Genomic DNA, 15,939 nt, shown 5'->3' with positions numbered 1-15,939 from the left:
TATGGAAGGCATATCCTAAGTTCAGAGGTGATTCTAAGTTTTCTACGTGGATGTACCGTGTCGCATTAAACACGGCTATCACATTATACCGCAAATCAACGAGACGAGTTAAAACCACTAATTATGAAAGTGTTTCTTTTAAAATAACAGACATAGATGATGATGATGAAACTACAGAACAACTCACGTTACTATACGGCGCGGTAAAACAATTAAACGATATTGAAAAAGCCCTGGTTTTTCTGTACCTGGAAGATAAAAGTTATCGAGAAATTTCAGAAACACTAGGAATAAGTGAAGTCAACGCAAGAGTGAAAATGAATAGAGTGAAGACTAAATTAACTAACATTATTAATCCATAAATTATGGACCAATTAGATATACTTAAAGAAAAATGGCAGTCACAGGATACCGATTATCCTCAATATAATGCCGCGCAAATAAAAGAACTGCTAGCTAAAAAGTCCACTAGCATCGTAAAATGGTTATTAATCATCGCTATTATAGAGTTTGCAGTGATGTCTGGACTTAACTTTCTATATACTGTTATAGGCGAACCAGATGCTGCAACTCAAGAATTAATGCACTCTAACTTCTTTATAGTAATTACCGTGATACACATTATCGCAGTGGTTTACTTCCTATACTTGTTTTATCGTAACTATAAGAACATATCTGCCACACAACCTAGTAGGAGTTTGATGAAGAATATCATCAAAACTAGAAGAACCATGAAGTGGTACATTTGGTATAACATCATAGGTGGATTTATATCTGGTCTAATGACGACCGTTTACATGCTTAATTACCATCCATTAATTATTGATCTCATGGCTAGCGGTAAGATGGATGGACATGAAACCTTATTCTATGTGTTAGCATTCCTTTTTATGGTGGTTTTCTATATCGTACTTTTAGGATTACTATATTTATTTTATATGTTGATCTACGGAATTCTTTTAAAGCGCTTACAAAACAACTACGAGGAATTAAAGCGTATGGAAGTTTAAGGCAGTCATCAGTATTTTAGTCCTCATTCACCAGTCTTTTTTAGTTAGCAAGCGCAGTTAGCAAGCGCAGTCTCAGTTTTTGATACACAAAAACTGAGATCTCCACTAGCTACTGATAACTGAGAAACCGACAACCGATAACCGACAATAAGACACAAAAAAACCTGCTTCAATGAAGAAACAGGCTTTAAGTATGTAATAAAAAATCTCTTAGAACTTATATCCTATGGATAAATGTCCAGTTCTAGTGCGTTGATCTTGTTTAAAATCAACATTATCAAATAGGTCTGTAATTCCTAAGTCAAAAGTTCCTTTTATAAATAAACCATTATCAAAGTCATAACCTAATCCACCTGTTAACGCATAAGAGCTGTTTACCTTTCCTTCTATTTCTTCACGATCACCATCTTCAACAAAAGACTGTTTCGCGTTTAATAAGAAACCTACCTGAGGCCCTGCATGTACACTCAATCCTTTTGTGATATAATATTTAAAATGTACTGGAACATTTATAAATCTTAAGTAGATTGTGCTTACATTCCCATTTCTTTCTATTTGTTCTCCTTCACCAGAATAGAATGCTGCTGCCTCAAAAGACCACTTGTCGCCTTGAGGAAACTCAGCAATTAGTCCTACATGGTAATTAATTTTATTATCAGCAAATTCTCCACCTAAGGCGTTATTTACTTTTGAAACATTAAGACCTCCCATAATACCATAAGAGAATTCTTGTGCTTGTGCTGCTGTTCCAACTAGAAAAAGAGCGATTAAAGAAATGTAAAATGATTTCATTTTTAAGATTTTGGTTTGTTCAAAGATATAATAAATATGTAAAATTCACACTTCACATAAAAAACTTAACTTATGTATTTCCATAAGCCTTTTTTAGACTGCAAGAAATGCAGCACTTTTTTAATATTTTGATTTTCTGGTAACTTCATCTTAGGGTCTTTTTCTAGCAAACTCATAGCTGTATTTCTGGCTGTGGCTAGAATCTCATTATCCTTAACTATATCTGCTACTTTAAGAACTAGAACACCGCTTTGTCTAGTTCCCATCATATCTCCTGGACCACGTAATTTTAAATCGACTTCAGCTATTTCAAAACCGTCTGTTGTGGCTACCATAGTTTCAATTCTAGTTTTTGCCTCAGCACTTAATTTATAGCTACTCATCAGAATACAAAAACTTTGATCTGCGCCACGTCCTACTCTACCTCTCAATTGATGCAGCTGCGATAAACCAAAACGCTCTGTACTTTCTATTACCATCACACTAGCATTAGGAACGTTAACTCCTACCTCAATCACGGTAGTGGCCACCATGATTTGAGTCTCGCCTTTTACAAAACGATTCATTTCATAGTCCTTATCTTCTGGTTTCATACGACCATGAACTATGCTTACTTGATATTGAGGCGCAGGAAATTCACGCACTACACTTTCATAACCATCCATTAAGTCTTTATAATCCAGTGTTTCTGATTCTTCAATTAATGGGTAAACCATGTACACTTGACGACCTTTGGTTATTTCTTCTTTTAAAAATGAAAAAACAGCAAGTCTATTCTTGTCATAGCGATGTACTGTTTTAATCTCTTTTCTTCCAGGTGGTAATTCATCAATAACAGAAATATCTAAATCGCCGTACAAGCTCATGGCGAGTGTTCTAGGAATAGGAGTTGCCGTCATGACTAAAACATGAGGTGGCAAGTTGTTCTTTTTCCACAACTTAGCTCTTTGTGCTACACCAAATCGGTGTTGCTCATCGATCACAGCAAGTCCTAAATTCTTAAACTGTACCTTATCTTCTATAAGGGCATGAGTACCTATTAAAATATTCAAGCTACCATCTTCCAGTCCTTCATGAATAACACGCCTGGCTTTAGTCTTTACAGAACCGGTAAGTAAAGAAACTTGAATACCGGTAGATGCAAGCAATTCTGTAACTCCTTGATAATGCTGTTGTGCAAGTATTTCTGTAGGTGCCATGATGCAGGCTTGGAATCCATTATCTATAGCTAGTAAACAAGTTAGAACCGCAACAATCGTTTTTCCAGATCCTACATCTCCTTGCAGTAATCTATTCATGTGCGCTCCAGTTCCCATGTCTGCACGTATTTCTTTTACCACACGTTTTTGAGCACCTGTTAATTTAAAGGGTAAATGGTTAGAATAAAAATCATTAAACTGTTCTCCTACGGTATCAAAAAGATAACCTTTGATACGGCTTTTTCTAATTCGGTTTTGAAGCAATAATTCCATTTGTATATAGAATAACTCTTCAAATTTCAATCTGTAAATAGACTGCTTTAATAAAGTCGCACTTTTAGGAAAGTGCGCATTTAACATGGCCGTGTTCTTATCCACGAGCTGGTGCTGTGTTCTTATAGAATCTGACAGTGTTTCTGTAAAAGAGTTATGAACTTCACTAAACAACTGCTGCATCATGCGTACCATGAATTTGTTAGTCACGTTACGTTTAGATAATTGCTCTGTGGATGGATAAATAGGCGTCATCGCACTTTGCTGTCTCGACTTATGTTCTTTAAGCAATTCTACATCAGGATGGGCTATGTTATATTTAGAACCATATCGAGTTACTTTACCATAAACCACATAAGGTTCGTTTATTTTTAAACTGTCCTTAAAATACTTTTGCCCTTTAAACCAGACCAGTTCCATGACTCCAGTACCATCTGTAAAAGTTGCTACTAGCCTACTACTGCGCCTATCACCTATGGTTTTAAGGTGTGTTACTTTACCTATTATTTGCACATGAGCACTATCAGGAACGAGTTCGCTTATTTTATAATATTTGGTTTTATCTATATAACGATTAGGAAATAAATTTGCCAGATCACCATATGTAGATATGCCTAGCTCAGCACGTAATAACTTTGCACGCGCAGGACCTACTCCATTTAAGTACTCTATAGGTGTATGTAGAAAATTAGTAGGCACTATGAAGCATTTTTATACAAAAGTAACCTTCCTAGAGTAATGCTAAAAGAACAAACAGATTCAATATGCCATCAATAACATCGTTGTTAACTAGAATTTATTAAAACTTACAACGTCGCTTGACCTGACTTTTGTAATTTGCTTGCCTTATGAAAACAATCAGTGTTTGGCTTTTTATGAGCCTTTTTTCTGTAGTCACTACCGCTCAAGATAGCCCATCTCAAACAGATGCGGTAGATTTTAAAACAGCCGCGGTAGCTATTAATGTGAATGAGAATTCAGAAATTATTTCTGGAACAGTCACCTACGAGGTAGAAATTTTAAAAGATATTCCATCGCTATTTGTTGATGCTAAAAACATTACGCGATACGATGTAAAACTAGACGGCAAGCCTGTAAAATCAGCTTATAATGAGAAGCAAATTGTTGTGAAATCTCGCTTTCGCGAAAGCGTAACACACCAGCTCACGATAGAATTCTCCACAGATCCTAATAAAGCACTTTATCACATAGATCGCGATAATGACGGAAAATGGGACCAAATATGGACGCAAGGTCAAGGGAAATATACCAGTAACTGGCTGCCTAGTATCGATGATATGAATGATAAAATCATCTGGAACATAAGCGTTACCATTCCTTCTCAATATACGGCCGTTGCAAATGGTGTTCTGGTAGATAAAATAGAAATCGATGATCATAGAACCTACCATTATAACATGGAATTCCCCATGAGCAGTTACTTAGTCGCACTAGTAGTAGGTCGATATAATTTAAAAGAACAAATAACGAGTAGTAAAAAACAAATAGAGCTCTACTATTACCCAGAAGATGCTCATAAACTACCTGCGACTTACAAGCATAGCGTGCAAATATTTGATATTTTAGAACAAGAGATAGGGATAGAATACCCTTGGAAAGTGTACAGACAAATTCCTGTAAAAGACTTTTTATACTCAGGCATGGAAAACACTACAGCTACTATTTTTAGTGACCAGTTTATGGTAGATGATATCGCTTTTAATGATGGTAATTATATCACCGTAAATGCACATGAACTGGCGCACCAGTGGTTTGGTAATTTAGTTACTGAAACCGAAGGAAAACATCACTGGCTACAAGAAGGATTTGCTACTTACTACTCCATGCTAGCAGAACGCGATATTTATGGAGATGATCATTATTACATGATGCTTTTTGAAAATGCCGAGTCACTTATTGCACAAACTAAATCAGGAAAAGGAACTGCTTTACTAGATGCGAGTGCGAGCAGTCTTACCTTCTACCAGCACGGTGCATGGGCGCTTCACGCTTTAAGAGCACAACTAGGCGACACTGATTTTAAACAAGGAATACGCACGTATCTAAAAAAATATGCCGGTCGTAACGTTACCACAGATGATTTTCTTCAAGTCATGGCGGCAACCAGCGGTAAAGACCTTACTGAGTATAAAAACAGGTGGCTTACAAATACTCAATTTCCTAGCGCAGAGGCTTTAACATTATTGCGCAAGAGCATTTTCATGGAACAGTATTTCCAGCTTGCAGCTCGTAGTATATCGCCATTTGATGAGGCTTTTAATTCTTATAAAGAGACTTTAAGAGCACCTGTTAATGAATTACTGGTAGAAGAAATGATCAAGCAGCTTACTCTACATAAAAAAAACGATCGCATTATAGAACTCTACAAACAAGCAGCTGCCACTGGAAATGTAAAAGTAAGACAAGCTATAGCCTTGAGTTTACAGGAGTATGATCCAGCACTAGATAAAATTTTAAGAACCATGCTCTATGATGATTCATACCTTACCAGAGAAAGTGCGTTATTCTTGTTATGGCAGGGCAACCCTACAGAACGACATGCTATTCTCGAGGAAACTAGAGCTCAATGGAACAGTATGAGTCCATCACTAGAAATGGCGTGGATTGCGCTGGCTTTAAATTCTGGAGATTTTAAGAATAACGAGAAATATAAGTACTTACAGCGCTTATCGAGTTTTACAAGTCCAGAACAAAGTACGCAAACACGCTCAGCTGCCTTTGATTACCTGATCAACCTCGATGCTATGAGTGCTCAAAATTATCGTGATTTAATGGATGCTTGTGTACACCACAGTTGGAGGTTTTATAAAAACAGCCGTGATATTTTTGAGGCGCTTTATAAGAAAAATGAGCATCGCGTAGTGATCGACAAGGTTCTAGCGACCATGCCCGAAGAGGAACAGAAAAGAATAAGGGATTTATTTAAGGTTTAAAACAAATCCTTAACCTCAGACCTTAAAAAACTTAATGCTGAAGCACTAGGAGCACGTTTATCCATGAGCTCGTTAACGATGGCTTGTCTCAAATCTTCACCAGATTGAATTTTACCACTCATGGCTACCTGACGTATTTGTTGAATCGTCGTGTTTTTTGCAGCTCGTATGATATTCCAGCATTCCTCACTGATGTAAATTTGTTGAGCTATATTATGCTCAAATTCTTGATCTATGGCGGTTATAAGTGTTTGCTCGTATTGCAATTTAGTCATAGAGCCAGCTAGTGTGCGCACTACTAGATTATTAGGTTTGATGCGCTCTAAGAATAAAGTCATGCGTTCATAAGAGGCCATTCTAGTCGGTAAGGTCTTGCCTTGAGATTCTCTTACTACTAGAAAACGACGTCTTCTTTCCTCATTTTTCATAAAGGCAGATAAAAAATAAAAAGCGACCACACCTACTACTAGTGCTGGCAACATAGCTACAAAGCCCAAGAAAATTTTTTCCTCCATGAAAATTTGTTTTTTCTATTAACGATTGAATTTCAAAAGTAATATTTAGAATGGAAATAAACTTGTACAAATTTGATTTGTTAATTCAAAACTTTGATCTTTCATTTCAAATTCAAATTCAAATTCAAATTCAAGTTCAAATTCAAGTTCAAGTTCAAGTTTAAGCTTGTTCTATTTCCCGCCTAAATGAACACAATCCTTTAACGCTTGTATGCCATGGAATGGAACAGGTGTTTTTTGATACTTATAAGTATATTCCAGTGTTTGTGTCATATTAGTATCTCCTATACTCACATCTACATCGCGCATATTAAACTGGCATGGATGTTCATATCCAGCGGCATGGGTAATTTCCAGCAATTCCTTATTGAATTTCTTAAAATAGCTCGCTAGTCTTCCCGCTTTTTCAGGAACAACTATACCGCGTTGTAACCATTTATTTTGAGTTGCTATTCCCGTAGGACAGGTATTATTATGACATACTTGAGCTTGAATACAACCTATAGAAATCATTGCTTCTCGAGCTACATTAATAACATCTGCTCCCATAGAAAATGCCATGGCGGCTTTAGCAGGAAAACCTAATTTTCCTGATGCGATAAAAACGAGATCTTCAGTCATGTTGCGTTTTTGAAAAACGCCATATAAATCTTTAAAACCATAAACCCAAGGCAAGGAAACATGGTCTGCAAAACTAGGTGGCGCCGCTCCTGTTCCTCCTTCGCCACCATCTACAGTAATGAAATCGGGACCTTTACCGGTAGCTTTCATAATATCTGCCAGTTCTTCCCATTGTTCCAGTTTTCCTATCGCCGCTTTTATTCCGGTAGGTAATCCCGTTTCTTGCGCAATTTGTTCTACAAAATCTACTAACCCTTGTATTCCTTCAAATGCACTGTGGGTAGGTGGCGATAGTACATCTTCTCCCATAGGCACATTACGTATCTCGCTGATCTCTTTAGTAATTTTTGAGCCTGGTAATACACCACCTTTCCCTGGCTTAGCTCCTTGAGATAACTTGACCTCTATCGCTCGCACCTGTGGATGATCCTTAACCAGTTGCTTCAACATTTCCATGGAGAAGTTGCCGTTTTCATCTCGTACTCCAAAATATCCCGTACCAAAATGAAAAACCACATCGGCACCGCGTTTGTGGTAGGGTGATAATCCACCTTCACCAGTGTTATGATAAGCATGAGCCATTTTTGCGCCGTTATTCATAGCGTCCACTGCTTTGGCAGAGAGGCTTCCATAACTCATCGCACTTATATTAATAACACTCGCTGGAAGGAATGGTCTTTTTCTTTTTTTGGCAGCACCTATAACCTTAGCACATGGTAAAAAAGCAGGCTCGTTATGCGTGACATGATCCTTTTCTACCTTAAAAGGCATCATAGAATTATTGATAAAAATATACTGGTGGGCATAAATATCACGGTCTGTCCCGAAGCCTTCGTAGTTATTCTCATTTTTTGCACTGGCATAAATCCAGCCACGCTCAATACGATTAAAAGGCAATTCTTCTCTATTATTTGCCACAATATATTGCCGTAATTCTGGACCTATACTTTCCAGCCAATACCTAAAATGTCCTACTACTGGAAAGTTCCTCAATATGATATGTTTCTTATTAAAAATATCATAGATAGCTACCACAACTACTAAAAGAATAAGCCACCAGTACCAGGCTAGGCCGAGAATAAAATCAATCATGTTGAAAATTTAAAGCTGAAAAATTAAATAAATGTGATGTTAGGAGTACGCTTTCGCGAAAGCGTAAAAAACAAGTTCCACAAATAGCACAAAAAAGTGTATAAAAAACCAGGATAATCATTTAATAAAACAACATCAACTCGTATCTTGTATGCCCTAGAAAAAAGAAACCAGTGCAAGAATATATCTCCCAATTAAACGACGCTCAAAAAGAACCTGTTTTACAAAAAGAAGGTCCCATGATCATCATTGCTGGTGCAGGATCTGGGAAGACTCGTGTGCTCACTATACGTATTGCATATTTAATGCAACAAGGTATAGATCCCTTTAACATTCTCTCGCTCACCTTTACTAATAAAGCGGCTAAGGAGATGAAAAAACGTATAGGTGATATCGTAGGTGCTAGCGAAGCAAAGAATTTATGGATGGGAACATTCCACTCTGTGTTTGCCCGTATTTTACGTGTTGAGGCAGATAAACTGGGCTACCCATCTAACTTCACCATTTATGACTCGCAGGACTCGCAGCGTTTAGTAAGCGCCATTATTAAAGAAATGGGACTGGATAAAGACGTGTATAAATACAAACAGATTTTCTCGCGCATCTCATCCATGAAAAACAACCTCATCACGGTAAGAGCTTACATGGCAAATGCTGACCTGCAAGAAGATGACGCGATGGCGCGCAGACCACGTTTTGGAGATATTTATAAAGAATATGTAGAGCGCTGTTTTAAAGCTGGTGCGATGGATTTTGACGATTTACTCTTAAAAACTAATGAACTCATCAACCGTTTTCCTGATGTGCTTGCTAAATATCAAAATCGTTTCCAGTACATACTCGTAGATGAGTATCAAGATACTAACCATTCTCAATATTTGATTGTAAAAGCACTGTCAGATAAGTTTCAAAATATATGTGTAGTAGGTGATGATGCACAATCCATTTATGCGTTCCGTGGTGCAAATATTAATAACATCCTGAATTTCCAGCGCGATTATGATGGTGTTAAAGCATACCGACTGGAGCAAAATTACCGTTCTACTAAAAATATCGTAGAAGCGGCAAATTCTATCATCGATAAAAATAAAACCAAACTCGATAAAGTAGTCTGGACCGCAAATGATGATGGCCCTAAAATCATCGTGCACCGCTTAATGAGCGATGCCGAAGAAGGTCGTTATGTAGCTAGTTCGATTTTTGAAAATAAAATGCAAAAACAACTAGGTAACGATCAGTTTGCTATATTATATAGGACAAATGCTCAATCCAGAGCCATGGAAGACGCCTTGCGTAAAAAAGATATCCCATATCGTATCTATGGTGGACTCAGTTTTTACCAGCGTAAAGAAGTTAAGGATGTCCTCGCCTATTTGCGAGTTATTGTAAATCCTAAAGATGAGGAGTCACTGAAACGTATCATTAATTATCCAGCACGTGGAATAGGTTCTACGACTATGGATCGATTAATTGTAGCAGCTAAACATTATGACCGTAGCATTTATGAAGTCATAGAAAACATAGATCGTATAGATTCTGGAATTAATAGCAGTACTAAAACTAAACTCAAGAACTTTGTGACCATGATCAAGAGTTTCCAAGCTCTAGAAGAAACACAAACGGTTTTTGAGTTGACTGAATATGTGATTAAAAAAAGTGCCCTACTTACAGAGCTTAAAAAAGATGGTTCTCAAGAAGGTATTTCACGAGTAGAAAACATTGAGGAATTACTCAATGGTATGCGAGACTTTGTAGAAGGACAAAAAGAAGTAGATGAAGCGCGTGGTTCACTGGCTGAGTTCCTAGAAGATGTTGCTCTGGCTACAGACCTCGATAATGAAAAAGATACTGATGACCGTGTGTCGCTCATGACCATCCACTTAGCCAAAGGTCTTGAATATCCTTATGTCTATATCGTAGGAATGGAAGAAGACCTCTTTCCTAGCGGAATGAGTATGAATACTCGTGAGGAGCTAGAAGAAGAACGTCGTTTATTTTACGTAGCACTAACTAGAGCTGAGCATCAAGCTTATCTCACCTATACGTTAAGTCGTTACCGCTGGGGAAAACTGGTAGATGCAGAACCTAGCCGTTTCATTACAGAGATAGACGATGAATATCTAGAATACACGACACCTATGGATGATTACAGGTATAAAAGCGCCTTAACAGATCACTTATGGGATGAACCAGACAAATCTAAACTGCGCCAGTCCAAACCCGTAAGCGGTAAGCCGCCTAGCGTGAACAGACCTAGCAAGGACCAAATAAGAAAACTACGTAAAATAAGACCTAGTGCAGCAAGCAGTTCTAGCAAACCATCTGGATTTGAAGGAACTCTAGAACCTGGAATGACCGTAGAACATGGCCGTTTTGGTCGTGGTACCGTGGTAAACATAGAAGGTGCTGGCGGCGAGAAAAAAGCTGAGATTAATTTCCAAGTCGGCGGTTTGAAAAAGTTGTTGTTGCGTTTTGCTAAGTTAGAAGTTGTGGAGTAATAATTTAATGATTGTATTTATTTTGCTTTCGCGAAAGCTTATAAAGAAAATTAATTTAAAATCTTCAACATATCCTATAGGGTTAAAGATCATTTATAGGTCTTTGATACCTGTGTTTAAAAACAAAGATTATGAACTCCGTAATAAAATCTTAATAAAATAATTATTTTACATAATTAACAATAAATAATCACCATATCCGTAAATAAATAAAATTTTAATTAAATTATTTGTAATAAATGAATTAAATATTTCATTTTTATGCGCTTAAACGCATTTATGAATAACGCATATATTAAAGGAACTGGATCCTATGCTCCAGAAAACGTAGTAAAAAATGATTTTTTTGAATCTGTAGGTTCTAATGACGCCTGGATTCAAAAAAACTTAGGAATTAAAGAACGTAGAATATCTACAGGAGAAACCACAAGTGATCTCGCTGCAATGGCTGGTAAAGAAGCTATTAAAAATGCTGGACTAGAACCACAAGACATAGAATTAATAATTCTCGCCACGGCAACACCAGATAAGCTTGCTCCTTCATGTGCTTGTTTTGTTCAAGAAAAAATAAAGGCTTTTAATGCAGTTGCTTTTGACATTTCTGCTGTGTGCTCAGGAGCCTTGTTTGCAACCACTACAGCCGTTCAATTTATCAAAGCTGGCATGTATAAAAACGTGCTTGTTATAGGTGCAGATACATTTTCAAACATTACAGACTGGAATCGTAGAGATGCAGTATTTTTTGGAGATGGTGCTGGAGCTATGGTCATATCTCATACTACTGAAGATAAAGGGTTCATAGATTTCTCACTTCATACAGACGGTCGTGGTAAGGACTGCTGGAACATTCCCGCAGGTGGATCACTTACTCCTACTACACCTGAAACGCTAGACAAAGGCCTACAGTATTTTCAAATGGATGGACCTGCTGTTTTTCAAACTGCTATTAAAGTTGTGCCAGAATCTATAAATGAATTACTAAAAAAGAACCAGTTAGAAATACAGGCAATTGATTACCTCATACCACATCAACCTAGTGTGAGAATACTGGAAGAAATAGCTCAACGCATTTCTTTACCATGGGAAAAGGTAATGACTAATATGGATCGCTATGCAAACACCTCTGGCGGTACCATTCCCATTATGCTGGATGAAACGGTCAAGAAAGGACTGCTTCAAAAAGGTAATCTCGTTCTATTTGCAGCCGTAGGAGCCGGCTGGACTTGGGGCACCTCACTCTATAAATGGTAACACATTAATTTAATTTAAAAAATAATGATATTTTCAAATAAAACCTTCCTAATCACAGGAATAGCTGACGAGCATTCCCTAGCCATGTATGCCGCTAAGGAAATAATTAAAAATGGCGGAAAAGTAGTTTGTACCGGTTTAGGTGTCAGTCGTTTTCATAACAACCTCTCTGATAAAGCAAAGGCTTTTCTGAATCAGAATTTTGAAGATTTTAAAAGTTCTGTTCACGCATCCCTAGGTGATACCATGGTAGAAATACTAGATGTATCACTGGATGAAAACATAGAATCATTTGCAAAAGAACTCGCTGCAAAAAACATAAAACTAGACGGTTTTCTTCACGCCATAGCCATGGATAAAACCATACGTAAAAAAGAAGTAAAGCCACTTATAGACGTTACTTTAAACGAGTTTTGTGACACCATGAATGTGAGTGCCTACTCTTTAATAAGAGTCACTCATTACCTTTTAAAAGAAGGAGTTCTACAACATGGTGCCTCGATTTGCTCACTAAGTTATATCGCTGCAGCAAAGGTGACCTTCCACCCGTATAGAAATATAAGTATCGCAAAAGCAGCCTTAGAAAGAATAACCGTAGAACTAGCAGACGAGTTGGGTCGCAAGCACGGTATACGAGTAAATGCCATAAGGTTCTCTCCATACATGGGTAGCAAGGCTGGTAACGCTACTTTAAAAGAAGAAGACGTAGCTACCTCTCATAAAATGAGCCCATTAGGCAATGCCTTGCCAGTAGATCTAGCTTTTGAAATTGCTCATCTTTTTAGACCAGAGAGCAGAATAACTGGAGAGATTAGGCATGTGGATGGTGGCTACAATATTACGGGATAATTTATTTGATAAGATAAACCCATGAGAGTGTAAAGTGATTTTTATTTCGCTTTCGCGAAAGCGAATTAATAAACTTAAATTCACCATCTAAAAACTAACCCAAAATGAATAACCTAGAATACCCTATTAAGTTCAGTTTTAAAGTCACCACACTAGCCAACGATTTTACTGCCAAAAATGCTCAAGGACAAACGATTGCTTATGTAAAGCAAAAAATGTTTAAGCTTAAAGAAGCTGTGAATGTGTACAGTGATGAAAGTAAAACTAAAGTTCTTTTTACCATTAAGGCCAATAAATGGCTGGACTGGAGCGCTGCTTATAGCATGATCGATGCACATGGCAACGAAATCGGTAAAATAGCTCGTAAAGGCTGGCGCAGCTTGTGGAAAGCTGAGTATAATATTATAGATCAACACCAGCAACCGCAATATAATGTAAAAGAAGAGAGCGCTTTTACTCGTTTTCTCGATAATCTACTGGGTGAAATCCCTATTCTAGGTTTCTTTACAGGTTATCTTTTTAATCCTACTTATAACGTAACTAACAATCAAGGTCAAATCGTAGTAAAACTTAAAAAAATGCCTTCGTTTTTAGGAAAAGAGTTTGAACTCATAAAAACTGCAGACATAGACGAGGATGATAAAGAAAGAGTCATGCTAGGACTTATGATGATGATTTTACTCGAGCGTCGTAGAGGATAGTTATTTTTAGAATTAAATTCATATTATCCTGTCATACAAAAGTTAAGGAAAGTTGATTGAATCTACCGCGTTATTTCTAATCAACTTAAACCGTTCTCGACTGTCGCTCGAACTGGAATAATACCAACATTATTTTTAAACAATAATGCAATATCGAGCGAGAGTCGAGATATGGTTTTGATAACCTTATCGCTTTAAAAACTAATTACGATCTCCTATCAAAACCAACGATCTTCTTTTTACCCATAGCCTAATACCAAATTGAATCTATAAAGTCTTAATAAATAGTTTCTTTTTTACTTACTTTTTACTTAAAATTATTTCCGTAGCTACGGCTATGCAATGAATTTTTAGCTTCAATAAGCAAAAAATAATTCAATTTATTTTAACGACATTATAAACACAAATTGGCATAATAAAATAATGATAGATTATTTTTGTGATAATCATAATCCAACTCAGTGTACGAAAACAACTTCCCGCATAAACGTTTTAAAATTACGCTTGAATTTTTAGAAAAACACGTTTCTAAAGATTCCTCCATATTAGATTTAGGTGTGGAAAATCCGTTTTCTCAAATCATGAAAGAAGCTGGTTATCAAGTACAAAACACCAGTGGTAAAGACTTAGACGATGATGTGAGTGAGATAGAGCATTTTAAAGGTGATGTGGTGACGGCTTTTGAGATTTTTGAACATTTAGTCAGTCCTTATACTTCTTTAAAAGCTATTCCATGTGATAAAGCTGTGATAAGCGTTCCCCTAAAACTATGGTTTGCTAGTGCTTACCGTAATAAAAACGACATTAGAGATCAGCATTATCATGAGTTTGAACCGTGGCAACTGGATTATGTGCTAGAAAAAGCAGGTTGGAAAGTTGTCGATAGTTTAAAATTTACAAACCCTATAAAAAAACTAGGTATACGACCATTATTACGCTCATTTACAGACCGTTATTATCTCGTTTATTGTGAACGTATAAATGCATAAATAACAATGAAAATAGCTGTCATCATTCCTACTTATAATGAAGAGCGTTTTATAGCAAAAACGTTAGACAGCTTGCTATCACAGACTTTTGTGATTTCGCAAATTATTGTTGTAAACGATAATTCAACAGATCGTACGCTAGAAATAGTACAAGAATACCAAAAGATTCATTCTCAAATTACAGTATGTACTCATCAATCCAGTGCTCAAAACATTCCCGGATCTAAGGTGATTAACGCTTTTCAGTTTGGACTATCCCATTTAAACATTATGGACTACGACATCATCTGTAAATATGATGCTGATTTGATATTTCCTGAAAATTATATAGAATGGATCGTTTCACGCTTTCGCAAAAGCGATAAAGCAGGAATGGTTGCTGGCCATTGCACTGTTCATAACAACGGAGTTTGGGAACTAGAAAAAGGTACTAATCCTGAACATATACGTGGTGCTTTAAAAGCCTACCGAAAAGAATGTTTCGAGCAAATAAAAGGACTCCGATCTTCCATAGGTTGGGACACCATTGATGAAATGCTTGCCCGCTATCATGGTTGGGAAGTAGTGACCATACTTGAGCTTCATGTAAAGCACCTCAAACCTACTGGAGCTTCTTATAATCAAAAAGCAAAGTACCTTCAAGGAGAGGCTTTTTATAAAATGCGCTACGGTAGGTGGCTTACTTTTATAACGGCTGCTAAAATGGCTTGGAATAAAAAAAGTATCAGACTTATCTCAGATTACCTAAAAGGTTACCAACTAGCACAAAAAAAGAACCTTGAACCTCTGGTAACAGAAGATCAAGGTCGTTTTATAAGGTCGTATCGCTGGAATGGTATAAAGTCTAAATTGGGTTTTTAATAATATTGTTCATTTTTGCCATTGCCGCAAAAACGAACCAAAAAACTCTAGGCTGTGGGACACCTGTCTAAAAATATCAATATCCTTGCTAAAGAAAAAACCAAGATCTATGACACCAAAATGTTTTAAGACGTCACCATCAACTCGTTACTATTTATCTATAAGATAATCTTTTCTTCTTAACGCTTCACACATTTTCATTTTTAACGACAGACTTCCCAATGCCAATGCAAAAGCAATCTAACTATTATACTAGTAAAAAAAGAACCTTGAACCTCTGGTAACAGAAGATCAAGGTCGTTTTATAAGGTCGTATCGCTGGAATGGTATAAAG

At 36.8% G+C, this 15,939-nt stretch carries 13 protein-coding genes; 9 read left to right on the top strand and 4 right to left on the bottom strand.

From position 1 onward, the window contains the following. Both ACTF48_RS09670 and ACTF48_RS09665 read left to right on the top strand, forming a co-directional pair. Positions 1-362, top strand: a 362-nt coding sequence (locus ACTF48_RS09670; RefSeq protein ID WP_438962951.1) for an RNA polymerase sigma factor, incomplete at its 5' end; no start/stop codon positions are given. Positions 363-365: 3 nt separating this feature from the next. Continuing rightward, a complete protein-coding gene (locus tag ACTF48_RS09665; RefSeq protein WP_438962950.1) occupies positions 366-1,010 on the top strand; it encodes a hypothetical protein in 645 nt (214 codons plus the stop codon). 210 nt (positions 1,011-1,220) lie between these two features. On the opposite strand, the gene ACTF48_RS09660 is transcribed toward ACTF48_RS09665, so the two are convergent. Both ACTF48_RS09660 and recG read right to left on the bottom strand, forming a co-directional pair. Further along, positions 1,221-1,802 (bottom strand): porin family protein, encoded by a 582-nt coding sequence (locus tag ACTF48_RS09660; RefSeq protein WP_438962949.1) that lies wholly within the window; start codon positions 1,800-1,802, stop codon positions 1,221-1,223. Positions 1,803-1,867: 65 nt separating this feature from the next. Continuing rightward, positions 1,868-3,973 (bottom strand): ATP-dependent DNA helicase RecG, encoded by a 2,106-nt coding sequence (recG, locus tag ACTF48_RS09655; protein WP_438962948.1) that lies wholly within the window; start codon positions 3,971-3,973, stop codon positions 1,868-1,870. A gap of 149 nt (positions 3,974-4,122) precedes the next feature. On the opposite strand from recG, the gene ACTF48_RS09650 reads away from it, so the two are divergent. After that, complete coding sequence (locus ACTF48_RS09650; RefSeq protein ID WP_438962947.1) at positions 4,123-6,228, top strand: M1 family metallopeptidase; 2,106 nt, start codon at positions 4,123-4,125, stop codon at positions 6,226-6,228. Here ACTF48_RS09650 and ACTF48_RS09645 read toward each other — a convergent pair. Together ACTF48_RS09645 and ACTF48_RS09640 are read right to left on the bottom strand one after the other, a co-directional pair. After that, positions 6,225-6,743: a hypothetical protein gene (locus tag ACTF48_RS09645; protein WP_438962946.1), complete on the bottom strand. Its 519-nt coding sequence runs from the start codon at positions 6,741-6,743 to the stop codon at positions 6,225-6,227. The two genes, ACTF48_RS09650 and ACTF48_RS09645, sit on opposite strands and share 4 nt — an antisense overlap. Before the next feature lie 171 nt (positions 6,744-6,914). Beyond that, entirely contained in the window at positions 6,915-8,456 is a 1,542-nt protein-coding gene (locus ACTF48_RS09640; protein ID WP_438962945.1) for an FMN-binding glutamate synthase family protein, read from the bottom strand. Between the two features lie 173 nt (positions 8,457-8,629). Here ACTF48_RS09640 and ACTF48_RS09635 point away from each other — a divergent pair, with 173 nt between their 5' ends. From ACTF48_RS09635 to ACTF48_RS09610, 6 genes are all read left to right on the top strand, one after another. Next, on the top strand, positions 8,630-10,954 hold the full coding sequence (locus tag ACTF48_RS09635) for an ATP-dependent helicase (RefSeq protein ID WP_438962944.1): 2,325 nt from the start codon (positions 8,630-8,632) through the stop codon (positions 10,952-10,954). Between the two features lie 279 nt (positions 10,955-11,233). After that, the gene (locus ACTF48_RS09630) at positions 11,234-12,205 is read left to right on the top strand and encodes a 3-oxoacyl-ACP synthase III family protein (protein WP_438962943.1); all 972 of its coding nucleotides are present in this window, start codon (positions 11,234-11,236) and stop codon (positions 12,203-12,205) included. Positions 12,206-12,229: 24 nt separating this feature from the next. After that, the gene (locus ACTF48_RS09625; RefSeq protein ID WP_438962942.1) at positions 12,230-13,054 is read left to right on the top strand and encodes an SDR family oxidoreductase; all 825 of its coding nucleotides are present in this window, start codon (positions 12,230-12,232) and stop codon (positions 13,052-13,054) included. Positions 13,055-13,158: 104 nt separating this feature from the next. After that, complete coding sequence (locus ACTF48_RS09620; protein WP_438962941.1) at positions 13,159-13,755, top strand: hypothetical protein; 597 nt, start codon at positions 13,159-13,161, stop codon at positions 13,753-13,755. Between the two features lie 461 nt (positions 13,756-14,216). After that, the gene (locus ACTF48_RS09615; RefSeq protein ID WP_438962940.1) at positions 14,217-14,744 is read left to right on the top strand and encodes a methyltransferase; all 528 of its coding nucleotides are present in this window, start codon (positions 14,217-14,219) and stop codon (positions 14,742-14,744) included. 6 nt (positions 14,745-14,750) lie between these two features. After that, positions 14,751-15,605 carry a glycosyltransferase family 2 protein gene (locus tag ACTF48_RS09610; protein WP_438962939.1) on the top strand — a complete coding sequence of 285 codons (855 nt, stop codon included), beginning with the start codon at positions 14,751-14,753 and terminating at the stop codon, positions 15,603-15,605. The last annotated feature ends 334 nt before the right edge of the window (positions 15,606-15,939 follow it).

This window comes from Nonlabens sp., assembly GCF_965660805.1.
Classification (GTDB): Bacteria; Bacteroidota; Bacteroidia; order Flavobacteriales; family Flavobacteriaceae; genus Nonlabens.
This window is presented reverse-complemented; position numbering and strand designations above follow the sequence as displayed.

Bases quoted from the DNA above. Each gene is read 5' to 3' on its own strand.
- ACTF48_RS09665 (WP_438962950.1), top strand. From the start codon at position 366: ATGGACCAATTAGATATACTTAAAGAAAAATGGCAGTCACAGGATACC.
- ACTF48_RS09660 (WP_438962949.1), bottom strand. From the start codon at position 1,802: ATGAAATCATTTTACATTTCTTTAATCGCTCTTTTTCTAGTTGGAACA.
- ACTF48_RS09650 (WP_438962947.1), top strand. From the start codon at position 4,123: ATGAAAACAATCAGTGTTTGGCTTTTTATGAGCCTTTTTTCTGTAGTC.
- ACTF48_RS09645 (WP_438962946.1), bottom strand. From the start codon at position 6,743: ATGGAGGAAAAAATTTTCTTGGGCTTTGTAGCTATGTTGCCAGCACTA.
- ACTF48_RS09640 (WP_438962945.1), bottom strand. From the start codon at position 8,456: ATGATTGATTTTATTCTCGGCCTAGCCTGGTACTGGTGGCTTATTCTT.
- ACTF48_RS09630 (WP_438962943.1), top strand. From the start codon at position 11,234: ATGAATAACGCATATATTAAAGGAACTGGATCCTATGCTCCAGAAAAC.
- ACTF48_RS09625 (WP_438962942.1), top strand. From the start codon at position 12,230: ATGATATTTTCAAATAAAACCTTCCTAATCACAGGAATAGCTGACGAG.
- ACTF48_RS09620 (WP_438962941.1), top strand. From the start codon at position 13,159: ATGAATAACCTAGAATACCCTATTAAGTTCAGTTTTAAAGTCACCACA.
- ACTF48_RS09610 (WP_438962939.1), top strand. From the start codon at position 14,751: ATGAAAATAGCTGTCATCATTCCTACTTATAATGAAGAGCGTTTTATA.